We start from the raw sequence: 21,304 nt of genomic DNA on the forward strand, positions 1-21,304 counted from the left end.
CCACTCACTATGACAGCTTTATCTTTTTGATTTTGGATTGAAGGCATCTTTTAATCCTTCGCCAATAAAATTAATCGATAGGATCGTAATCGTAATAATTAGTGCGGGTGGAACCCAAATCCAGAGTTTGAACTGGAGTACATCGGGCTCAGTTGCTGAATTCAACATATTCCCCCAGCTCGGTATTTCCTGCGGAACACCAAATCCTAAAAAGCTTAAGCCTGTTTCCGCCACAATCATGGTTGCAAATGTAATCGTGGCCTGTACAATAATGGTTGACAAAATATTAGGCAATAGATGTTTAATAATGATTTTTGCGGGTGTACAACCAATTGAAATAGCAGCGCTAATATATTCATTCTCCTTTTCAGCCAAGATTTTACTGCGGACAATCCGGGCAATCCCTCCCCAGCTTAAAATACTTATCGTACCGATTAAAACCCATAAACCATTAACTTTCCCAAAAAGGATTGCATTCAAGACAATTACAAAAACAAGGAAAGGAAAGTTTAAAATAAAATCAGTAAATCGCATTAATAAACTATCAATCACACCGCCAAAATAACCTGAGACTGCACCGATCAATGTTCCGATAACAATAACAAACAACGTACAGCTCATACCTACTAACAAGGATATCCTCCCGCCATATAGCAGTCTCGTAAACACATCGCGGCCTGCCTTATCGGTTCCCAGCCAATGTGTACTCGATGGTTCTAATGACATTTGCCCAATATTAATCCTGGTTACATCTGCTGTTGTAATATACGGGGCCAAGAAGGAGACAATGGCTACCACAATTAAGAAAGCAAGACTAATCAGCGCAAGTTTATTCTTTACAAACTTTTTATGAGCAATTGCCCATGGAGACAAACCCTTTTCCGAGGAATTGACCGTTAATTTTGAATCCTTCTCTGTAATAACTTCCATGTTATCCCCTCCTAATCTAACCTTATTCTCGGATCTACAACACCATATAATATATCTGCAACTAAGTTTCCAATTAGTGTCAAGAAGGAGAACATCATGGTCAATGTCATTAAGACTGGATAATCCCTTGTTCCAACAGATTGTAAGAATAGTTGTCCAAGACCTGGATAAGTAAAGATCGTTTCGGTAATAATTGCCCCCGAGATAATAGCCACTAAATCAAATCCTAAAAAGGTAATGAGCGGGATAATGGAGTTTCTTAAAATATGAACATTGTATATCTTTCTATCCGGTGTCCCTTTTGCCCGTGCAGTCCGTACAAAATCTTTACGACTGTTTTCAATAATGTCATTGCGTAAAAACTGAGTATAACTGGCCGTACTCAATAGACCTAAAACGACTGCAGGTAAGAATACATGATGAAGCCGGCTTTGCCAAAATTCAAATGTCCCTTCCGTCACACCGATATCAACTGATCCATTTGACGGAAACCAGCCCAGCGTAAAAGAAAAAAGGAAAATAGCAAATACTCCGGCGATAAAGGAAGGGATGGATAATCCTAAATAATTTAATCCACCAATGATATTGTCACCAAGTGTGTAAGGCTTCCTGCCGGAATACAGCCCCATTAAAAAGGCAAACAGGTAAGTAATTAGAATGGAAGATAAGCCGAGTAATAATGTATTAGGAATTTTTTCTGAAATTACCTCTGCGACAGGAACTTTAAATCGGGTTGATTTACCAAAGTCCCCTTGAACAAAATCCCCAATCCAGCGGGCATATTGATTTGGTAATGGGTCATTATAGCCCAATTTTTCGCGCATTTCTGCAATATATTGTGGATTTGTATTTCTTGGGTCTATTTCTCCTGTGAGAGAATCACCTGGCATTAGTTTCGCCAAGGTAAATACGACAATAGAGATAAGGAATAACATGGGAATCATGCCCAAAATTCTTCGAACTGCATATTTAAGCATGTGCATTCTCCTCGTCTATTAACTAGGTTAAATATAGGATATATGTAGCCTTATAAGTCAAATTAGGAGGAACAGAAACTGACTTTCTATCCCTCCCAATTTTGAGCTTTACTTGTTAAAGCGAAACACAGTAGTTTTATTTAGAGTGACAAAGGGATCTATTGCTTGATCCACCATTCATTTGGCCGATTCATACCTGAAACATCAAATTTAACATTCTGAACTCGCTTTGAGACCGCCATTGTTTCGTCAATCTCTGCGATTGGTAATACAGGAAGCTCTTTCATGAATAGTTTTTGCCATTGTACATAAATGTCTTTACGTTTATTGTTATCTGTACCAACTACACTTATATCAAGCGCTTGATCAAGTAGCTTATCACTTTCTTCATTTACCCAGCGAGGATAATTCCACATGGCTTTTGAGCCCCAAAGTGGAGTTGGATCCGGATCTGATCCAGTCTGCCATCCACCGAAGAATACTTCAATTGATTTATCTGCTTTATCAAGCATTTCATAATAAAGATTGACATCTGTCATCGTTAATTTAGATTTTAGACCGACTGCCTCCCAGTATTGAGTCAATGCTTTGGCACGTGATTCGAATGTTGGGTTTTGTGTGGCATAGTGGCTGAAGTTTACAACGAACTTCTTCCCTTTTGGATCTTCACGGAAGCCATCGCCGTCTATATCCTTGTAGCCTGCTTCATCTAATAGTTTTTTTGCTTTTTCTGGATTATATTTGTATTGCTCTAGATCTTTGTTGTCTGCTGCTATCCAGTGATTTGTTGGTACTGGCCGGTTTACTGGCTTTCCAACCCCATAAAAGAAGGCCTTCACCCATTCTTCACGATTAATCGCATAATACATAGCCTCACGTAGTTTCTTATCTTGATATTTAGGGTCATTCATGATGTTTTTCTCGCCATCCCAGGTACCTAATCGGAATCCAACATAATAATAGCTGACTCCTGGATAAGTGATTGCGTTGACATTATCAAGTGCCTTCACTTGGTCGATAATACTTGGGTGGAATGATGTCATATCAAGGGTGCCATTTTTTAATTCCCCAACAGAAAGAGATGGATCAATAACCTTAATTACCACTTTTTCAATATGCGGCTTACCGCCAAAGTAATCATCAAAACGCTCCATCTCAATTGATTCACCTGGGACCACTTTAGTTACTTTAAATGGTCCTAATCCCACAGGCTTCGTCCGAACTTGCGCAGATCCCATCATATCCTTTACAGCGATTCCTTTAAATTCTGTTCGGTTCATTGGATAGGTCCACAGATTATCGAGGTTATTTACTCGAGCCTTATCGAAGGTAATTTGGATATGGTAATCATCTATGACCTTGATACCGGAAATTTCCTTGGCCTTTCCATCATGGTAGTCCTGCGCCCCAACAATATTCCTTACATTATCATAACGAGGGCCATCATAATCTTTATCAGCAATTACTTTTAATGCAAACTCCCAATCCTTAACGGATAATTCGTCCCCGTTATGCCACTTAACACCTTTTTTGATTTCAAAATCAAACACCTTATTATCTGTGGTCTTCCAAGAAGCAATATGCGGCTGTGCCTTCAGGTTTTCGTCATAATCTATTAAATTTTCATCAAAGAAATCAATTACATATTGGTCGGTTGCATTTCCATAGAATGCATAGTTAAATTTACCTTCAGGAGCTGAGTCCAATGCATAAATTAATGTTCCCCCATCCTGTGGTTTACCAGTTGAGACATCATTTGTTTTAGCACCATTGTTACTCTGCTTTGTACCAGCTTTTTCACTACTGCTGCATGCAGCTAAAAATGCAGATAAAACTAACATTAAAGCTGCAAGTAAAAACATACTTCTATTCTTCATTTGTTTCCCCCTTTATATTTTTGAAGTAGTGCTAAGTACATTTTTATACCAAACTTAGGCGGCTGGCTGCCATATAGAAGGCCCCTTTTCAGTAAAGATGGCAGGCTACTTGATGAGAAGGCCTCACCTCCTTTAGCACTGGCTTACTTATCGAGCATTGCTTCACAGACACCGGACAGCGTGGATGGAATGGACAGCCCGTTGGGGGATTGATAGCACTGGGGACATCCCCCTTTAATATGATTCTTTCTTTCTTAATCCTAGGGTCTGGGGATGGTATCGCTGAAATTAATGCCTGTGTATAGGGATGAAGCGGTTTTACGTATAGGCTGCTTTTATCCGTAATCTCTACCATATTTCCTAAGTACATTACACCGATACGATCGCTCATATGTTTCACCACACTTAAATCATGAGCGATAAAGAGGAAGGTTAGTTCAAATTCTTTCTGCAAGTCTTTTAATAAGTTTAAAACCTGTGATTGCACTGAAACATCAAGTGCTGAGACCGGTTCATCTGCAATAATAAATTTAGGTTTTAATGCAAGTGCGCGGGCAATCCCAATTCTTTGCCGTTGACCACCGGAAAATTCATGTGCGTATTTATAGAAGGCATCTCTTGGAAGTCCAACTTTATCTATTAAATCCATCACTTCAAGTTTTAATTCAGACTTACTTTTTTTCACAAAATTATAGATAGGTTCTGCAATAATATCTCCGACCATCTGCATTGGATTCAATGAAGCATAAGGGTCTTGAAATACCATTTGCATATCTTTACGAATTTCACGAAGTATATTTCCAGATAGACGGGTAATATCTTTACCATCAAACAGGATTTGTCCTTCTGTTGGTTTTAATAATCTTAATATGGTTCTACCAGTAGTGGTTTTTCCACAACCCGATTCACCCACTAGACCAAGTGTTTCTCCTCTCTTAATTTCGAAAGAGATATTGTCAACGGCCTTTACATTCCCTATTGTCCGTTTAAAAAAACCACCTTTTACAGGATAATAGGTTTTAAGATGATGAATTTCCAACAGATTTTCAGGGCTAAGGGAGATCTGATCTTTCTTTATATGCAGGGAGGCAGTCATCAATCCATCACCCCTTCTCTTGGATTACTTGTTTCAAATAGCAAACAGGCAACTTCATGTCCTTGGTCAATCCTTTTAAGAATTGGGGTTGTCGTTAGGCAGTCAGGCATTACTTTGGGACATCGTTGAGCAAAACGGCAGCCGGTTTTCGGCATATTAGTAAGAGAAGGAACAATTCCTTGAATAGAGCTTAATCGTTCCCTTGACTCGTCCATTTTTGGAATTGCCCCCAGTAGCAGCGTTGTATAAGGATGTTTGGGGTTATGAAATAAAGTATCTACATCTGTTCTTTCTACAATCTTTCCTGCATACATCACCATCACTTCATCACACATTTCCGCAACTACACCTAAATCATGTGTGATAAGGATAACCGACATATCATTAACGGACTGTATTTCTTTTAAGAGTTCAAGAATTTGTGCTTGGACGGTCACGTCCAAGGCTGTGGTCGGCTCATCGGCTATTAATAATTTAGGCTGACAGGCGATGGCAATGGCAATCATGACTCTTTGTCTCATTCCACCTGATAGTTGATGTGGATATTCATCAACTATTTTTTCTGGACGGGAGATACCCACACCTTTCAAGAGGGCAATTGCCTTTTGCCTAGCATCACGTTTTGTAATCCTCCAATGATTAAATAAGACCTCCTGTAATTGGTACCCAATCGTGAAAACTGGGTTCAAGGAAGTCATCGGTTCCTGGAATATCATTGAAATATCTCTTCCACGAATTTTATTAATCTGTGATTCGGTCATTTTCTCAAGGTTAATTCCATCAAAGATCATTTCTCCAGCTTTTACCTTCCCGCTTCCTTTTGGAAGCAGCTGCATGATTGATAGACTCATGACCGATTTACCGCAGCCCGACTCTCCGACAACTCCTAGAATTTGCCGTGGTTTTACCTCGAATGAAACACGATCTACGGCATTATAATCCCTGCCATCAATCTCAAAAGCTGTTTCTAAATCCTTCACTACGAGCAGTGGTGCCTCCATTACTAATGGTTTCTTTCGGCTCATAATCCACCTTCTTAGTTTTTTCTATTTTATAACTTATTATTTTTAAAAAAATATATTACAGAACATTACAAATATTATCTTGTGAAATTGGGAGTTTTCATTCTTTTAATATAACGAGTTTCAAGCAGCGCCTTGTTAGGAAAATAGATCTATGCCTTTTAGATAGGTATCTGCAGGTGTAGTAAAAGATAATTTTGTCGAATAATGATTCTTCTTGTAATACTTTTCTACCAAATAAAAACCTGCTGCATAGCCTAGTAGTTTTGGAACCCTTCCCCCTCCATATAGCAGTTCATCATGCCCTCTCTCATTTTTCTTGATTCCCAGCTGATTTTTAAGATATCTATTCCAATATTTTGTTAACTCTTTTTCAGTGTACATACTGCACCAGGCCGCTAAATATTCTCGGCCGCAGTTTTTTAATACAGTATATTCTGCTAGTCCTTCAATTATTAATGAATCTAGTAATGTGTAATTCTCTACACTCTTTCCTAATGAGCGCATTCTGCAGGCATGATGATATTCATGTACAAAGAGAGCTTCTACATCTGTCGGATCATCGTAATTCGATAGAAATAAAAACAATTTATCAGGAAATGTTACCCCTGCTTTTCCTTTCTCCTCCCTTCTAAAAAATCCTCCAGCCTGGGCAATCGGAAAGAGGAAAATCGGAATATCCGGACCATGCCACCTACTTTTATACTTTGCATAAATTTTCCCAACCCTATCCCAGGTTTTCTGTTTGCTCATCTTCAGTTGAATACTTCGAGATGATTGAGACGGCTGGTACATTCCAAAATTCATTAGTTCGCGATATATCTCTCGTTGTGATTGCCCTTTGAAATAAGGACGAAGTCTTTCACAGATTTTCAATGGATTGTCAAAATCCTCCTCAAGCCATTCGTCAGTCCTAATGATTCCCATTGCTGCACCCCATTTACGTAGTATCCATCTTCTGGTCATTTTATGAAAAATGTATAAAGACGTTCGAGCATTATGGGGAACATCATCAAAAAAACAAAAGGGCCAAACATAACGTTTAGCCCTTCCTGTTTTTATTCATATTTTTTAAATACAATCGTAGCGTTGTGACCACCAAAGCCAAGAGAATTGCTCATTGCAGCTTTGATTTCTTTCGAGCGTGCCGAATTTACTACATAATCTAAATCACACTCAGGGTCTGGTGTTTCATGATTAATGGTTGGCGGTAAGATGCTATCTCTAATTGCCAACACGGAAAAGATCGCTTCTACCCCACCAGCAGCACCAAGAAGGTGGCCTGTCATGGATTTAGTCGAGCTCATAGGTAATTTATAGGCGTGATCACCAAATACCTCTTTCACTGCAAGCGTTTCATATTTATCATTATATTCCGTGCTTGTACCATGCGCATTGAGATAATCAATCTCTTCAGGTGCTAAACCACTATCATTAATAGCCATCCTCATTGCACGGGCGCCGCCTTCACCACCTGGTGCAGGAGCAGTAATATGATAAGCATCTCCTGTTGCTCCGTATCCAACAATCTCCGCATAAATTTTTGCTCCACGAGCAAGTGCATGCTCTAATTCTTCCAATACGACAATGCCGGCACCTTCACCAATGACAAATCCATCGCGGTTTTTATCAAAAGGCCGGCTGGCAGTTTTTGGATCTGGATTAGTGGATAATGCAGTGTTAGCACAAAATCCTGCTACTGACATCTTTGTGATTGGTGCTTCTGCTCCCCCTGTCACCATAGCGTCAGCATCACCACGCTGGATGACTTTAAAGGCGTCCCCGATAGAGTTAGTTCCAGTTGCACAAGCAGTTACTGTACATGAATTGAAGCCTCTGGCACCAAGTATAATCGAAACTTGACCTGCGGCCATGTCTGGAATCAGCATTGGAACAAAGAAAGGACTTACACGCTTATAACCTCTTTTTTGGAAAATCTCGAATTGCTGTTCAAACGTTTCCATCCCGCCAATACCTGACCCAATCCAAACGCCAACTCTATGAGAATTATCTTCATTAATGGTTAAATTGGCATCCTGTACCGCCATTAGGGATGCAGCAACCGCAAATTGTGTAAATCGGTCCATCTTACGTGCATCCTTTTTATCAATAAAAGCTTCTGGATTAAAGTCTTTCACCTCGGCGGCAACTTTTGCCGGGTATTCGTCAGCATTCACTCTTGTCATTGGTCCAACTCCGGACTTTCCTTCGAGGATCCCTTTCCATGTGGTCTCAACATCGTTTCCAAGCGGCGTAACTGCTCCGACTCCTGTTACAACGACCCTACGCTTTTCCATTCAAACATCTCCTTTTCCAAACTATTTATCCTAAAAAATTAACGTAAATTATTTTCCCCAGCGCATTGCAATGGCGCCCCAGGTTAAGCCTCCGCCAAAGCCAACCATTACAATTAAGTCATCCTCTTTTATTCTGCCAGCCTCGACGTCCTCAATCATTGAAATGGGAATCGATGCAGCTGAAGTATTACCATATTTGTTAACCGTCTTAGACATCTTTTCGACTGGTAATTCCAATCTCTGTCTTGATGCTTCCATTATCCGAATATTGGCCTGATGCGGGATTAAGAAATCGACATCATCTTTTGTTAACCCAGCTTTTTCGAGTACATTTATACAGCTTTCTCCCATTTGTCTAACTGCAAATTTAAAGACCTCGCGGCCATTCATGATAATGAACTCATCTTGGTATAAGTGTTTTGACCCGGTACCGTCAGCACCTAATTCAAAAGATAAAATCCCACGATTTTCAGAAACTGGTCCAATAATGGCGGCACCGGCACCGTCGCCAAATAATACGGCCGTATTTCGATCATTCCAGTCAGTTATCTTTGAAAGTTTTTCAACACCTACAACTAGTACGTATTTGTAAACTTGTGACTCTATAAATTGCTTTGCCGTCACGATCCCATACATAAAACCAGCACAAGCGGCACTTACATCCATTGCTGCAGCCTTGGTTGCTCCTAATCGTTCCTGGATTCGGCAAGCTACCGATGGAAATGGAGAATCAGGTGTAACAGTTGCAACTAATATTAAATCAATATCTGTTGCAGTAATACCAGCATTCTGGATCGCTTTTTGAGCAGCAGCAAAAGCCATGTCAGAAGTGTTTTCATTTTCCGCCGCTATTCTTCTTTCTTCTATACCTGTCATGGTTTTTATCCATTCATCAGAAGTATCCATCATTTTTTCTAAATCATGATTGGTGAGTATTTTTTCCGGTAAGTATCTGCCCATTCCAACAATACCAGCTCTCATTATTCCATCTCCTTTAATCTAGGTAAGACCCTATCTATTTCTAGGATTAATATCAATTATTATGACTTGGTACTAATTTTATCAAATTCCTCCTATTTTAAGCAACTGTTTCTTCCTATTTATCATCCGCTAATGTACATACCTTTTATTTGTTGAAACATATTCTAGATTAAAAGGTATTTTTATTGGGGAGGCCAGAGCAGTATGGCAGATTTTGATGAGGAGCAAAGCTCCAAGAAACAAGAAGAATGGGAAGAACAAACAACGGAAGACCGGTTTACGAGTTTAATGTTTGGTCCTAGGAGAGACAGTGATGGGCGAAGATCTCAGCAACATCCAGAACCTAAGCAAAACCAGTCTGCCATTGATTATGAGGAACTTATGGTGAACATTGATACACTGCTTGATTCGGCCCGTGGGCTGAAGCCATTATTCAGTAAAGTTTACCCATTTATCGAACAATTATGGAAAAAAAAATAAGCTGCCAACAACTGGCAGCTTATTTACTTAGACTTTCCTTAAGGGCATCCTCTTTACCAAGCTCATAGGCTTCTTGCATAACTTTAGTAAATAAATTCATAAAGGGTTGAATAAGCTCCATAGTTAATTCAACCCCGGCTTGATCTAATTGCTCTTTTGCCTCCGGTAAGTATTTCATAGCAATCTGCATAAATTGTAGTGTATTGTCTTGATTGTTCACGTTATGTACTCCTTTTATGAAAAATTTAGGCAATTGGTCGAATACCGACCTATTTAGTATTGGACATATTTGCTGCAACCATTCTACTGAAAAAACCCATGGCTGGGCTCTAAAGTTTTAAGCAAATGTGCTCTTGTTGATTGCACCCCCATTATAGGTGATAATGTTAGGATTATCCAGTGAAATTCCTTTGAAAGACACCCATTGCCATTTTTAATCCACGTAAAAGACGTCTTTTTTTCTATTTATTTTAACTCTTGAACAAATAATTGAAAAGTCCTACATCTTCACTTTTTCATTAAAGAGGAATTACATTGAATTTACAACCCATTTAGACTAAACGTTTATTAATTTCTACTTGTTTTTCAAATGACTCGCTGAATGGGGTTACCTTTTTTGCTGTCACTCTTTTGATCGTTTTATTTATGTCTAATTGTTCAGAATAAATTTCTTTTGTTTCTAGTTTCAGGTGCGCAGCACACTGAACCCAATAATTTTCTTCGCCGCTTTCAATCAAAAAGTGCGTGTTATCCTCGACCTCTAAATTTTCATTTGAAACCAGAATAGCTTCTACCGCATCATCCACAAATAAGATATCTCCAGTCCATTCACGTTTATTCACCCTGATTTCGCTATAATCCGTGTTTGCAAGGAGGGCCTGTTGGAATGTAAACGTCGAGGGCTGCCAAGGACCATAAATGGACGGTAAATAATAAAACTGATTATTTTTCCCCCAAGAAACTGCTTCATCGATTACAGCCTGCAGGGTCTTCGCTTCATCAGATCTTAATAACTGGATAGGCAGAAGGAATAAGATATCTGTCAGATATTTATTATTTTCAATAAATTGCTGTAATTTAGTAACGGTTTGTTGTTGTAAAATAGTCTCAGTACTCAACATATATAAATCGTAAAGTGAAAGGATAAACGTTGTTTTAGTGGTGTCATCTTCCCTGTAAGTACCTATTTCTGATAGGAAGATTTCTCTAAAGTTCGCATTCCTCCCTACTTCCAGCCTTTTCTCCTCAAGATATAGAGTATCACTGTTTTGATCGATATGAATTCCGATAACCTCTACCCCCTTATTTAAGAGGGTACGACCCATTTGGAAACTGACAAAATCATAAATACCAAAAATAATGGCCTTGTCCATTACATCTTCCTCCCCAAAACACTTATAATGAATCCTATGCGTTTTTAATAGGAAATATTTCATTTTGGGGAGGTTACCATTAAAGTACTTTTTCATGACTGTTAAAAAACTTGATTAACATTGTTCCAAGCTGAGGTTTTTTTTCAGGAAGAATTAAAATTGGGTTTATTTTAGGGGTATTAACAATTTTTTGATAAAGCTTTGATTGAGTGTACGATTTCCCGCCTGCTAATACTTGGATAATCGTGATTGGACAGTCATAATCAAGATTAACAACTTCATCCATGTTGATTATTTCGTTCTCGAGAGTAGATTGGTCGATTTGATGCGCAGCAGTTAGTTCCCTCATTAACTTTTTGTAAAAGAACTTATGCTCTTTTTCTTGTTCGAGATGATGTTTCAAGGAAAGAATGGGGTTAAGCAAGACTAAGGACCGAATCGATCCCTTCATTTTTTCCAAAAGTTTTATGGCCGTTAATGCACCCATTCCTTCTGCCAGAACATGAATTTTATTATTAAGAATTTCACTTCTAATTACATGCTGATATAACCTTTGAGCAAGCTCGACAGCATTTTCGCTACCCCAGTTACGCCCATAAAGATTTGAGGAAAAAATGGTGTACCCGGCATCTTTTAATTCATTGATAATAGCCAGCTTTCCTTCGTTTTGCGTCCAAAAGCACTTGCTCTCATCGACAAAATGCCTTTCATCTCCAATTATTAAGATCCCAAATCCTTTAGGCTTTTCGGGGTAATGAATGATATTCCATTGGGTATCCATCTGAAAATTACGATTCTCCATCGCTAAATCTCCTTTTACATATTTCCTCAAGGTATTGTATGCCGTTTCACAAGAGTTGAAAGGGAATTTGCCTATTTTAAAAGAACTTGGGAACATAAATCAGAAAATTGTTTTTATATATATTTTTTCTGCATTGTATGGTAGTATTTAAATTAATGTAAAATAAGTAAGAGGTGAAAATGAGTGCGTATATTTTGGACTTTTTTCTGGTCTTTCCTTTTAGTGCAAATGCTTACATATGTTGTTAGTTCAATGACAGCCGGTGCAGAATATAATTTTGCTCAAGGTTCAATCGTTGCTGTTGGGGTAACCATATTAATTCTTGTTGCTGCTGCAGTAATTCCAAATGAACCTGTTGAAAAGCATTAATAAAAAAGGTCTTCCACGCCAACTGGAGGACCTTTTTTCTGTTTTGACTACTTTTCTTGTACATTTATTGATAAGATACCATCTTCAATGGTTATTCCTACGGTTGACTGCTCGTGTACCCTGCCGGCAATGATTTCACGAGCGAGCTTCGTTTCTATATTCTTTTGAATATATCGTTTTAAAGGTCTTGCCCCGTAAATTGGATCGAACCCATTTACAGCAATAAATTCCTTTGCATCTTCACTGATGGTAATATTAATTTGCTGCTGTTTTAATCGATTTTGTAAATCGTTCAGCATTTTACCGACAATATTCTTTATCTCTCCTAAAGATAAAGGTTTAAAGAGGATCGTCTCATCAATTCGATTTAAGAATTCCGGACGGAAATGAGACCTTAACTGACTCATAACCTTCGCTCTCGTTTCATCCGAAATTTCAATCTCATTCTCACTTCTATCGAGCAGGTAGTGAGATCCAATATTGGAAGTCATAATAATGACGGTGTTTTTAAAATCTACCACCCGACCTTGCGAATCCGTGATTCTTCCATCATCAAGAGCCTGAAGGAGAATATTAAATACTTCCGGATGGGCCTTTTCAATTTCATCCATTAGAATAACCGAGTATGGCCTTCTTCTAATTGCTTCAGTCAACTGACCTCCTTCTTCATAACCTACATAACCAGGAGGAGCCCCAATTAAACGAGAAACTGCGTGTTTTTCCATGTATTCAGACATATCTACCCTTATCATATGCTCTTCACTGTCAAATAAGGACTCAGCGAGCGCCTTAGCAAGTTCTGTTTTCCCTACGCCAGTCGGACCTAAAAATAAAAATGATCCAATTGGGCGGTTCGGATCTTTAATCCCAGCCCTCGCTCTTAGGACTGCATCCGATACCAAGGTAACTGCCTCATTTTGGCCTATCACCCGTTGATGAAGAATGGATTCTAGTTTAAGTAATTTTTCTCTTTCTCCTTCGACAAGCTTAGACAGTGGTATTCCTGTCCATCTTGAGACAATATTTGAAATTTCCTCCCCTGTTACTTCTTCGCGGAGCAGCCGCTCATCCTTCTCTGCACTCTTTTCCAGTTCTTCAAGTTCTTTTTCCACTGAAGGAATTTGTCCATGCCTTAATTCGGCCGCTCGATTTAAATCATAACGATCTTCTGATTGCTGGAGCTCACGGCGGAGTTTTTCAAGCTGCTCCCTTTTCTCCTGTAATTTTTGAATACTTTGTTTCTCCTGCATCCATTTTGCCTTCATCGTATCTGCTTGTTCTTTCAAATCAGCCAGTTCTTTTAATAAGGATTCAAGTCTTAATTTACTTCCTTCATCACTTTCTTTCCGAAGTGCTGCCTCTTCAATTTCCAGCTGCATGACCCTGCGAGTCACTTCATCTAGTTCGGTAGGCATGGAGTCAATTTCCGTTCGAATCATCGCACAGGCTTCATCAACAAGGTCAATGGCCTTATCAGGTAAGAAGCGGTCTGTAATATAGCGGTCTGACAATGTGGCCGCTGCCACTAAGGCATGATCGTGAATCTTTACCCCATGATGGACCTCAAACCGTTCCTTTAATCCCCTTAAAATCGAGATTGTATCTTCAACATTTGGTTCTTGGACTAATACTTGTTGAAAACGTCTTTCAAGAGCTGGATCTTTCTCAATATATTTCCGATGTTCATCAAGTGTTGTTGCCCCGATGCAATGAAGTTCCCCTCTTGCAAGCATCGGCTTTAACATATTTCCAGCATCCATCGCCCCTTCAGTTTTACCTGCACCAACAATAGTGTGAATTTCGTCTATAAATAACAAAATCCGGCCTTCGCTTTTCTTAATTTCATTTAAGACCGCTTTAAGCCGTTCCTCAAATTCACCGCGGAACTTTGCTCCGGCAATTAATGAGCTCATATCTAATGAAAAAATGGTTTTATCCTTAAGTCCTTCTGGAACATCCTTTCTGACAATTCTCTGGGCAAGTCCCTCAACAATTGCCGTTTTCCCAACTCCTGGTTCACCAATTAGAACAGGATTATTCTTAGTTTTACGTGATAAAATTCGAATTACATTGCGAATTTCAGTGTCCCTGCCAATGACCGGATCAATTTTACCAGCGGCAGCTTCGGCGACAAGATCTCGGCCATACTTTTTAAGAGCGTCATACCCTGCTTCTGGATTTTGTGATGTCACTCTTTGGTTCCCCCTTATTTCCTTTATTGCTTTTAAAATCATTTCCGGTGTTAGAGCGAATGTTTGAATGATTTTTTTCATATGTGAATCATTTGCATAAACGGCAGCTAACAGTATGTGTTCAACAGAAATGTATTCATCCGAAAATTCAGATGCAAACTCCTCGGCACTTACCAGTAACTTTTGCAGTTTTGCGGTAATATAAAGCTTACCCTGTTCGACACCGCTCCCGGTTACCTGTGGTTTTTTTTCCAATTCTCCCAATAAAGATTTCTTTACCTTCTCCGCCGGTAATCCAGCCTTTTCTAATATGGATGCAATCAGACTGTCTTGCTGCTCCAGTAGTGATATGAATAAATGCAGTTCATCAATTTCTTGATGATTTTCTTTAATTGCTAAGCCTTGAGCATCCATAATGCCTGTTTGTAAACGTTCCGTCATTCGGTTTAAGTCCACCGTTTCTCACTCCTTTTTGACCTTTTTTGACCTATTTATTTCTATTATAAGAAATTCATTACGATAAGTAAAATAACATAAGAAGAAAAGCCATCTTAAAAAGATGACTTTTACTAAACGAATTAAGGTTTGCGAACATACGTCCATACACGTTCATCATTTGATGTTTCAGGAAACGGGTCGCCTGCTTTGAGTTTAATTTTCTTTGGATTGGTTACATTGCTCCCTGAATCACCAACTTCAATGTAATAGCCATTATTCGGTGCTTTTTTACCTGATCTAAACTGATGATTTTGTCCCATTCTAATCCCCCCTTTTCAATACAACCTTATTATCTCCGTTAGATTGCATCAGCATTAAAGGGAAATTCTTTCAAATTCAACATATGTCGACAATATTTCCTGGGTAATATGCGGTATTGACCTAAGTTTTTGACGATTGTATGAACTTATTCTACAGATATTGATAATTATTCTTTGTTAACAATATAATTATAGTATTATCTAGGGAATCTTATTAACCATGACTTGCATTTTTTGAAATTCATTTTGTACCTTTAAAGGTGGTTATAGTATGCAGTCAGTAAAAGAAATGCCTGTACCATTATCACATCTATTTGAGACCGTTCATCATATAAAAAAGATTGAAAAAGGAACGTTTCTTTTTCAGGAAGGCTCTCAAGCGGATGAAATGTATATAGTTCGAAGTGGGATCCTTCAAGTTAGCAAAATTATTCCTGACGGACGTGAGCTAACCATCAGAATGTGCTCCAAAGGAGATTTTGTTGGCGAGTTAAATTTATTTTCCTCTTCTTCTCGCTATTTATTAAGTGCTCGCGTTGTAGAGAGCGGTGAAGTGGCTGTCATTATGAAGGATGTTTTAGAAGAGAAGCTATCCCAAAATTTGTCCCTTTCATTTGAATTCATCCAATGGATGAGCTTGCAATTTCGAAAGACGCAAACTAAATTTCGTGATTTAGTCCTCCATGGAAAAAAGGGGGCGTTGTATTCGACTATAATTCGCATCAGTAATAGTTATGGAATGAAAACAGATCAAGGGATACTGGTGGAATTACCATTTACTAATCAAGAGTTAGCCAATTTCTGTGGTACCTCACGTGAAGTAGTCAATCGTCTCTTAAGTGATTTAAGAAAATCCGCTATTATTTCAATTGATAAAGGCACAATTACTATCCATGATATTGAATATTTAAAAAGAGAAATCGATTGTGAGGATTGCCCTGTTGAGATATGTAAAGTTGATTAATTAACCATAGAAAAAAATCGGTCTGCTGACCGATTTTTTTAAATTTAGAGTGACAATTTGAATCGCAAGAATGATAAAAATAATGGCTGCATTAACAATCTCATATACACCAATTTGCAGCGGCGTTAATTTTTTACCATAAAAGAAGTAAGCTCGAAGTAAGCTTGGAATAAAAGCAATCGCCACGACCCAAAAACCACTAAGGAACCATACAGCCACGACAAGAAGATGATAAACCCATGAAATCCATTTGAATAAGCTGCTTTTCTTCTCTCTTATCATGGTTTTTACATAAAAGGTACAGCCCATAAAAAATAATATTGATATTAAAAAAGGAAAAATCAACGTCTCAAAGTTTAACGCCTCTTTCCCTAAATAACTGCTTGCCAGTCCTGCAATGGAAAATGCAAAGATTGCACTCATATCATTCATAAATGCACGATCTTTTTTTGAGATGTAAAGTATGCATTAATTGCAAAAAACGGCAGCATCAACAGACCAAAGAGGACAATAGAAGGACTTTTGAGCAGCGGAAATAGTAACAGCAATAAGGAAGGTATAAGATAAATAATCGTCCAATTGGTATAAAATTTGATTTTTTTCTTTTTAAATAAAAGGAGCATAGGGTATGTCGCTAAATATAAGAAAATCCAGCCGATAAAAAATGGTACGTCCTGCCAAACAAAGCCACCTTCGGTAACACCCAGCCAAAAGGGAATGATCAGCATTGCCCATGCACCATGTTGTTTTGGTAAAAATAGTTTCATCTTTTCTCACTCCTTTTCCTGATAGCCTTACTATAAAAGAACTGAACAGAAAATAAAGTGAAGAGCATCACAAAAAATATGAAAAAAAGAAGGCAATTTACCTTCTTAACACGTTCTGTATTATGAATGGAAATGCATCGGAACCAATCAAGTTATGGTAACATTGATTATCTTTAGAGTAGCTATCCACTGTTTGGAACCTGCATTTCCAGTCCATAATCTAACTACCTATATTAACAAACCATATAACCCCTGCCATTATTATAATCCGAACCAGGCTGTATTGCTGTGATAAAAGTAACATATTTGACAATTTTATTAACGTTTTTCATCATTTTTATGAACATTTCTCTGAATGTATTCAGCAGTCCATTGAATCACAGCGTCATCTTTAATGGAGAAAGACGGATAAAAAGATGCATTGTTTAAATCTTCTAACCAATAACCGACAGCACAAATATTGGTTGTTTCTTCTAATAAAGGCAAGTCCTCTTTATTTCTTAATAAAAGGAGCTTAGGGTAATTTTTATATTTATAGCCTTCAATTAGTATGACGTCAGGTTCAAAAAATTTTATTAACTCTATTTGCTCTTCTAGGATTAAGTTAAGATTGTCCGCTTGTAATATCAGTCTTCCACTGCCTTCGACAAGCGAGGCTAGTGCTCCTGAATCAACATGTCTTGAAGAGTCCTTTTGTTCCAATACAGCAGGCTTACTGCCGTGACCGTGGTGTTTGATGGTGACTGTTTTCGTTCCTCGGTCTGTCAAGTTTTTAATCAATTTGCTTAAAATGGTTGTCTTCCCACTATTCTGATAGCCAACCACCTGAAAAATAAATGGTTTTACCAAGGCCAGGCACTTCCGACTTGATCATCAAGGAGCAATATCTCGACTTCAGTTCCTGCCATAAACCCTCTAGTACCGCCTGGAAGGATCATCAATGAGTTTGCACCTGCCAGGCTCATAATAATATTCGACTTGTCCAAGCCGCTCGGTGTTGATTTCAATCTGCCCTCATCTATAAAGGTGGCACTTCTGACAAATCGCGTGAACGGGTTAGCTTTAGGAAAATCAACTTCTAGCAAAGCCTTTTCTTTTCTTAAATGGGGTAGATTAGAAAAAAGACTTGTGCGAATAATTGGCCGAACAAACAATTCAAACCCAACATAACAAGCAGACGGGTTACCAGATAATCCAAAGAGGATTTTTCCATTAAAAACTGAAACCGTAGTTACACTGCCAGGGCGCATGGCAACCTTATTAAATAATACGTCTGCTCCGAGTTTTTTATAAATTGCAGGAAGGTAATCAAAATCACCCACGGATACTCCCCCGGTGGTAATAAGAAGATCAACTTCGTTTAAAGCATCTTTAACCGCTTCAAAACATGTATCAAATTCATCTGGAAGCTTTCCATAATAATGAACGGTTCCGCCGGCCCTCTCAATCTGAGCTGCAATCATATAGGAATTACTGTTGCGGATTTTCCCAGGTACTAATTCCTCTTCTACCTCTAACAATTCTGTACCCGTAGCAAATAGACCAATAAGCGGTTTTTTTGCCACGGGAACTTCTTTATATCCAAAGGTCGCTAACATTGCTTGTATACCCGGGTTTATCAAGGTTCCTTTTTCTACGAGAACTTGGCCTTGTTTGGCATCTTCTCCTATAAAAGAAACATTAGTACCCTTGTTAATTTTACGTTTAATGGACATATATGGAATACCATTTTTTTCATAGTCCCTTGCTACTTCAAACATAACTACCGCATCAGTTCCATTTGGCATCATCGCACCTGTCATAATTCGAACAGCTTGTTTTTCCCCGACTAATTTAGCGGAGACCATTCCAGCACCAAGGTGGTCGATTACTTTAAATTCAACCGGATTTGATGGGGATGCTTCAAGAGTATCAATAGAACGAACGGCAAAGCCATCATATGGAGCTCTATCAAAGTGAGGAACATTGCTCGTAGCGATTAGATCTTCTGATAAGTAACGTCCGTAGCTTTCACTTATTGAAACGTGTTCCGTCACGCCGCTTATTTGATGTTTCATAATTTGTGTTACTGCTTCTCCAATCGAAATTGGGTTTCTTCTTTCTAGCAAATAAATCATCTCCTTCCTAAACAGATAATTTTGATTAGATATGTAATGGATTATAACAGCTAATTTTCATTATAAGTCTATAGAAGACTTACAAACGTATCAAATGTCACAAATTAGACGAAAAAGAAAAAAAATAGCCAATGTGTGATACAGGTCACCTATAGTATTCAATATTTCTATTATGCTTAAGTCATAAATAAGTTACCTTATCTTTAGGAGGAATTAATCATGACTTTCACCATAACAGCCGATTCATTAGTAAGAGATATTGTTAACGAACTTCCAAAAGCAAGTGATACATTTAAGAAAAACCGAATTGATTTTTGCTGTGGGGGAAATATCCCATTATCACAAGCTGCAGAACAAAACGAGCTAAACCTTGACAATATCATAGAAGAATTAAAAGTTGTCTTTGAAAAGTATGAAAACAAAGAGAAAAATGTTGATGTGTGGACAGATTCCAACTCCCACACCATTATTAATCATGTGATTACAAATTACCATCGTGTTTCTGAGGAAGAATTAGCGATGCTGAGCCCATATGTTACTAAGGTTTCACGTGTACATGGTGAACATCATCCGGAACTTGTTAAAATGAATGAGCTTTTTTATGAGTTCAAAAAGGAATTGCTTGACCATATGGTCAAAGAAGAAGAAATAGTCTTCCCACTTATTAAGCAGCTTGCGGATGGTACGGCCGCTAATCCTGCAGAAGCGATTAAGATGATAGTTGAGCTTGAGAAAGAACATGACCATGCCGGAGAACTATTACGACAAATCCGCGCAGTGACATCTGATTTTCCCCTTCCTCTTGATGCCTGTGGGACCTACCGTTTGGTTTATGCCCGTTTAGAAGCATTAGAAAGCTTAACCTATATGCATGTACATCTTGAAAATAATATCTTATTCCCAAGGTATCTTAACTAACCGAAACAGCCCGCTCAACAAGAGCGGGTTGTTTTTTTGAAAAAAAATAACTCTCTTATAAAAGGAGAGTTATCCGCCTATATACGACATTTCAATTTTTTTGCGATTTTTATCGGTTTCCGCTGTTCTTTCATCTGAATATCGATCATCTCGGCCATTCCAAATCGCTGTAATCCGCTCGGTTATTTGCTCATCTGTTGCTCCATTTCTCATGAAATTGCGAATATCATGACCGTTTCCATTAAACAGGCACGTGAAAATTTGTCCATTAGCAGACAGCCTGGACCGAGTACAGCTGGAGCAGAAGGATTCAGAAACAGACGTGATAAAACCAACATTAACATCCTTATCTTTATATTTATAGAGCTTAGCTACTTCACCAAAGTATGCTGGACCAATGGGTTCTAGTTCGAAATGATCCTTGAGCAAAAGATAAATTTGCTTCTTGGTTACCACATCATCCATTTTCCAACCATTTGTTGAACCCACATCCATAAATTCAATATAACGTAATTCCAGTCCATGTTTTTTACAATATTCCGCCATAGGAATAATTTCAGTATCATTTAACCCCTTTTTGACGACCATATTGATCTTGACCCCAAGACCTGCCTGCTTAGCAGCCTCAATCCCCTCCAATACAGGGGTGGTTCCTACACCTCTTCCATTAATTTGACCAAACAATTCATCGTTTAAGGTATCAAGGCTGACATTTACCCTTTTTAGACCGGCTTCTTTTAAGTTCTTTGCCAATTTCGGAAGCAGTACTCCATTTGTTGTTAAACCAATATCACTAAGTCCATCAATCACTGAAAGCTTCTCTACAAGCAGGGGGAGATCTTTTCGAAGCAGCGGTTCACCGCCAGTAAGCCGTATTTTCTCAACACCCAAACTGACAAAGATCCTCCCTAGCCGTTCAATTTCCTCGTAGGTTAATAAGGCACTTCGCGGGAGAAATTCAAAGTCAGGGCCAAATTTCTCCGCAGGCATGCAGTACTGACAACGAAAGTTGCAACGGTCAATTACCGAAATTCTTAGGTCATGCAAGGGTCTATTTAATTTATCTTTAATAATGGTTTTTTCCATTTATATCAACTCCATTATATTAAAAGGAAGCTTTATATGATGAGTGTAACAGGTTTACGCGAAAAAGGCTGTTACTTTATTCACTATTAAAATAGATTTTATCTATTCTAATCTTAACAGATGTTTCTAATTGAATAAATGATTCTTTTGGCAAGGATTACCCATTATTTCTAGGAAGGTCTCTATTTATTACTACATAAACGTGTTAATAAAAACTTATAGGTTTTCACTATATTGTCATTGTTTACCCCATTTTATGAACCTGTCATCAGTTAGAATAAGATTAACAAACTAAACT

22 protein-coding genes are annotated in these 21,304 nt (G+C 38.3%); 4 read left to right on the forward strand and 18 right to left on the reverse strand.

What is annotated here, in order from left to right; all coding sequences use genetic code 11:
- Window positions 1-18: 18 nt before the first annotated feature.
- The 8 genes from opp4C to ACZ9EE_RS09820 form a co-directional block, all read right to left on the reverse strand.
- Window positions 19-930, reverse strand: coding sequence for an oligopeptide ABC transporter permease (gene opp4C / locus ACZ9EE_RS09785; protein ID WP_476026583.1), 912 nt, complete (start codon window positions 928-930; stop codon window positions 19-21).
- Window positions 931-941: 11 nt separating this feature from the next.
- A complete protein-coding gene (opp4B, locus tag ACZ9EE_RS09790) occupies window positions 942-1,907 on the reverse strand; it encodes an oligopeptide ABC transporter permease (RefSeq protein ID WP_476026585.1) in 966 nt (321 codons plus the stop codon).
- Between the two features lie 158 nt (window positions 1,908-2,065).
- Window positions 2,066-3,784 carry an oligopeptide ABC transporter substrate-binding protein gene (gene opp4A / locus ACZ9EE_RS09795; protein WP_476026587.1) on the reverse strand — a complete coding sequence of 573 codons (1,719 nt, stop codon included), beginning with the start codon at window positions 3,782-3,784 and terminating at the stop codon, window positions 2,066-2,068.
- An 88-nt stretch (window positions 3,785-3,872) separates the two neighbouring features.
- The gene (locus tag ACZ9EE_RS09800; protein ID WP_476032916.1) at window positions 3,873-4,880 is read right to left on the reverse strand and encodes an ABC transporter ATP-binding protein; all 1,008 of its coding nucleotides are present in this window, start codon (window positions 4,878-4,880) and stop codon (window positions 3,873-3,875) included.
- Window positions 4,880-5,905, reverse strand: a complete 1,026-nt coding sequence (locus tag ACZ9EE_RS09805) for an ABC transporter ATP-binding protein (protein WP_476026589.1) — start codon at window positions 5,903-5,905, stop codon at window positions 4,880-4,882. Before ACZ9EE_RS09805 ends, ACZ9EE_RS09800 begins: the two co-directional genes overlap by 1 nt.
- Before the next feature lie 135 nt (window positions 5,906-6,040).
- Window positions 6,041-6,868, reverse strand: coding sequence for a DUF2268 domain-containing putative Zn-dependent protease (locus tag ACZ9EE_RS09810; RefSeq protein ID WP_476026591.1), 828 nt, complete (start codon window positions 6,866-6,868; stop codon window positions 6,041-6,043).
- Window positions 6,869-6,960: 92 nt separating this feature from the next.
- On the reverse strand, window positions 6,961-8,199 hold the full coding sequence (gene fabF / locus ACZ9EE_RS09815) for a beta-ketoacyl-ACP synthase II (protein WP_476026593.1): 1,239 nt from the start codon (window positions 8,197-8,199) through the stop codon (window positions 6,961-6,963).
- 48 nt (window positions 8,200-8,247) lie between these two features.
- Window positions 8,248-9,180, reverse strand: coding sequence for a beta-ketoacyl-ACP synthase III (locus ACZ9EE_RS09820; protein WP_476026595.1), 933 nt, complete (start codon window positions 9,178-9,180; stop codon window positions 8,248-8,250).
- Between the two features lie 204 nt (window positions 9,181-9,384).
- Between ACZ9EE_RS09820 and ACZ9EE_RS09825 the strand changes: the two genes are divergently transcribed.
- Window positions 9,385-9,660, forward strand: a complete 276-nt coding sequence (locus ACZ9EE_RS09825; protein WP_476026597.1) for a hypothetical protein — start codon at window positions 9,385-9,387, stop codon at window positions 9,658-9,660.
- A gap of 19 nt (window positions 9,661-9,679) precedes the next feature.
- On the opposite strand, the gene ACZ9EE_RS09830 is transcribed toward ACZ9EE_RS09825, so the two are convergent.
- The 3 genes from ACZ9EE_RS09830 to ACZ9EE_RS09840 all read right to left on the reverse strand — a co-directional run bounded on the left by ACZ9EE_RS09830 (window position 9,680) and on the right by ACZ9EE_RS09840 (window position 11,835).
- Window positions 9,680-9,880: a ComZ family protein gene (locus ACZ9EE_RS09830; RefSeq protein ID WP_476026599.1), complete on the reverse strand. Its 201-nt coding sequence runs from the start codon at window positions 9,878-9,880 to the stop codon at window positions 9,680-9,682.
- 331 nt (window positions 9,881-10,211) lie between these two features.
- Complete coding sequence (locus ACZ9EE_RS09835; protein ID WP_476026601.1) at window positions 10,212-11,033, reverse strand: hypothetical protein; 822 nt, start codon at window positions 11,031-11,033, stop codon at window positions 10,212-10,214.
- Window positions 11,034-11,112: 79 nt separating this feature from the next.
- Window positions 11,113-11,835, reverse strand: a complete 723-nt coding sequence (locus tag ACZ9EE_RS09840) for a hydrolase (protein ID WP_476026603.1) — start codon at window positions 11,833-11,835, stop codon at window positions 11,113-11,115.
- A gap of 183 nt (window positions 11,836-12,018) precedes the next feature.
- Here ACZ9EE_RS09840 and ACZ9EE_RS09845 point away from each other — a divergent pair, with 183 nt between their 5' ends.
- Window positions 12,019-12,204 (forward strand): YjzD family protein, encoded by a 186-nt coding sequence (locus tag ACZ9EE_RS09845; protein WP_476026605.1) that lies wholly within the window; start codon window positions 12,019-12,021, stop codon window positions 12,202-12,204.
- Between the two features lie 47 nt (window positions 12,205-12,251).
- Here the strand turns inward: ACZ9EE_RS09845 and clpB are convergent, their stop codons facing one another.
- On the reverse strand, window positions 12,252-14,852 hold the full coding sequence (gene clpB, locus ACZ9EE_RS09850; protein ID WP_476026607.1) for an ATP-dependent chaperone ClpB: 2,601 nt from the start codon (window positions 14,850-14,852) through the stop codon (window positions 12,252-12,254).
- A 122-nt stretch (window positions 14,853-14,974) separates the two neighbouring features.
- A complete protein-coding gene (locus ACZ9EE_RS09855; RefSeq protein ID WP_476026609.1) occupies window positions 14,975-15,154 on the reverse strand; it encodes a YjzC family protein in 180 nt (59 codons plus the stop codon).
- 271 nt (window positions 15,155-15,425) lie between these two features.
- Between ACZ9EE_RS09855 and ACZ9EE_RS09860 the strand changes: the two genes are divergently transcribed.
- Window positions 15,426-16,118: a Crp/Fnr family transcriptional regulator gene (locus ACZ9EE_RS09860; RefSeq protein ID WP_476026611.1), complete on the forward strand. Its 693-nt coding sequence runs from the start codon at window positions 15,426-15,428 to the stop codon at window positions 16,116-16,118.
- Here ACZ9EE_RS09860 and ACZ9EE_RS09865 read toward each other — a convergent pair whose 3' ends face one another.
- The 4 genes from ACZ9EE_RS09865 to ACZ9EE_RS09880 all read right to left on the reverse strand — a co-directional run bounded on the left by ACZ9EE_RS09865 (window position 16,119) and on the right by ACZ9EE_RS09880 (window position 18,993).
- Window positions 16,119-16,550, reverse strand: coding sequence for a hypothetical protein (locus tag ACZ9EE_RS09865; RefSeq protein WP_476026613.1), 432 nt, complete (start codon window positions 16,548-16,550; stop codon window positions 16,119-16,121).
- Window positions 16,547-16,885 (reverse strand): YwiC-like family protein, encoded by a 339-nt coding sequence (locus ACZ9EE_RS09870; RefSeq protein WP_476026615.1) that lies wholly within the window; start codon window positions 16,883-16,885, stop codon window positions 16,547-16,549. Before ACZ9EE_RS09870 ends, ACZ9EE_RS09865 begins: the two co-directional genes overlap by 4 nt.
- Window positions 16,886-17,203: 318 nt before the next feature.
- The gene (gene mobB, locus ACZ9EE_RS09875) at window positions 17,204-17,734 is read right to left on the reverse strand and encodes a molybdopterin-guanine dinucleotide biosynthesis protein B (protein WP_476026617.1); all 531 of its coding nucleotides are present in this window, start codon (window positions 17,732-17,734) and stop codon (window positions 17,204-17,206) included.
- Complete coding sequence (locus ACZ9EE_RS09880) at window positions 17,728-18,993, reverse strand: molybdopterin molybdotransferase MoeA (RefSeq protein ID WP_476026619.1); 1,266 nt, start codon at window positions 18,991-18,993, stop codon at window positions 17,728-17,730. Before ACZ9EE_RS09880 ends, mobB begins: the two co-directional genes overlap by 7 nt.
- Before the next feature lie 228 nt (window positions 18,994-19,221).
- Here ACZ9EE_RS09880 and ric point away from each other — a divergent pair, with 228 nt between their 5' ends.
- Window positions 19,222-19,920 carry an iron-sulfur cluster repair di-iron protein gene (gene ric, locus ACZ9EE_RS09885; protein ID WP_476026621.1) on the forward strand — a complete coding sequence of 233 codons (699 nt, stop codon included), beginning with the start codon at window positions 19,222-19,224 and terminating at the stop codon, window positions 19,918-19,920.
- A gap of 69 nt (window positions 19,921-19,989) precedes the next feature.
- Here the strand turns inward: ric and moaA are convergent, their stop codons facing one another.
- Complete coding sequence (gene moaA, locus ACZ9EE_RS09890) at window positions 19,990-21,006, reverse strand: GTP 3',8-cyclase MoaA (protein ID WP_476026623.1); 1,017 nt, start codon at window positions 21,004-21,006, stop codon at window positions 19,990-19,992.
- Window positions 21,007-21,304 lie beyond the last annotated feature (298 nt).

Source organism: Bacillus sp. URHA0034 (assembly GCF_056280405.1).

Bases quoted from the DNA above. Each gene is read 5' to 3' on its own strand.
- ACZ9EE_RS09855 (WP_476026609.1), bottom strand. From the start codon at position 15,154: ATGGGACAAAATCATCAGTTTAGATCAGGTAAAAAAGCACCGAATAAT.
- ACZ9EE_RS09860 (WP_476026611.1), top strand. From the start codon at position 15,426: ATGCAGTCAGTAAAAGAAATGCCTGTACCATTATCACATCTATTTGAG.
- ACZ9EE_RS09825 (WP_476026597.1), top strand. From the start codon at position 9,385: ATGGCAGATTTTGATGAGGAGCAAAGCTCCAAGAAACAAGAAGAATGG.
- ACZ9EE_RS09870 (WP_476026615.1), bottom strand. From the start codon at position 16,885: ATGAAACTATTTTTACCAAAACAACATGGTGCATGGGCAATGCTGATC.
- ACZ9EE_RS09800 (WP_476032916.1), bottom strand. From the start codon at position 4,880: ATGACTGCCTCCCTGCATATAAAGAAAGATCAGATCTCCCTTAGCCCT.
- ACZ9EE_RS09835 (WP_476026601.1), bottom strand. From the start codon at position 11,033: ATGGACAAGGCCATTATTTTTGGTATTTATGATTTTGTCAGTTTCCAA.
- moaA (WP_476026623.1), bottom strand. From the start codon at position 21,006: ATGGAAAAAACCATTATTAAAGATAAATTAAATAGACCCTTGCATGAC.
- ACZ9EE_RS09865 (WP_476026613.1), bottom strand. From the start codon at position 16,550: ATGAATGATATGAGTGCAATCTTTGCATTTTCCATTGCAGGACTGGCA.
- ACZ9EE_RS09805 (WP_476026589.1), bottom strand. From the start codon at position 5,905: ATGAGCCGAAAGAAACCATTAGTAATGGAGGCACCACTGCTCGTAGTG.
- ACZ9EE_RS09820 (WP_476026595.1), bottom strand. From the start codon at position 9,180: ATGAGAGCTGGTATTGTTGGAATGGGCAGATACTTACCGGAAAAAATA.
- fabF (WP_476026593.1), bottom strand. From the start codon at position 8,199: ATGGAAAAGCGTAGGGTCGTTGTAACAGGAGTCGGAGCAGTTACGCCG.
- ACZ9EE_RS09840 (WP_476026603.1), bottom strand. From the start codon at position 11,835: ATGGAGAATCGTAATTTTCAGATGGATACCCAATGGAATATCATTCAT.
- opp4C (WP_476026583.1), bottom strand. From the start codon at position 930: ATGGAAGTTATTACAGAGAAGGATTCAAAATTAACGGTCAATTCCTCG.
- ric (WP_476026621.1), top strand. From the start codon at position 19,222: ATGACTTTCACCATAACAGCCGATTCATTAGTAAGAGATATTGTTAAC.
- opp4B (WP_476026585.1), bottom strand. From the start codon at position 1,907: ATGCTTAAATATGCAGTTCGAAGAATTTTGGGCATGATTCCCATGTTA.
- ACZ9EE_RS09810 (WP_476026591.1), bottom strand. From the start codon at position 6,868: ATGACCAGAAGATGGATACTACGTAAATGGGGTGCAGCAATGGGAATC.
- opp4A (WP_476026587.1), bottom strand. From the start codon at position 3,784: ATGAAGAATAGAAGTATGTTTTTACTTGCAGCTTTAATGTTAGTTTTA.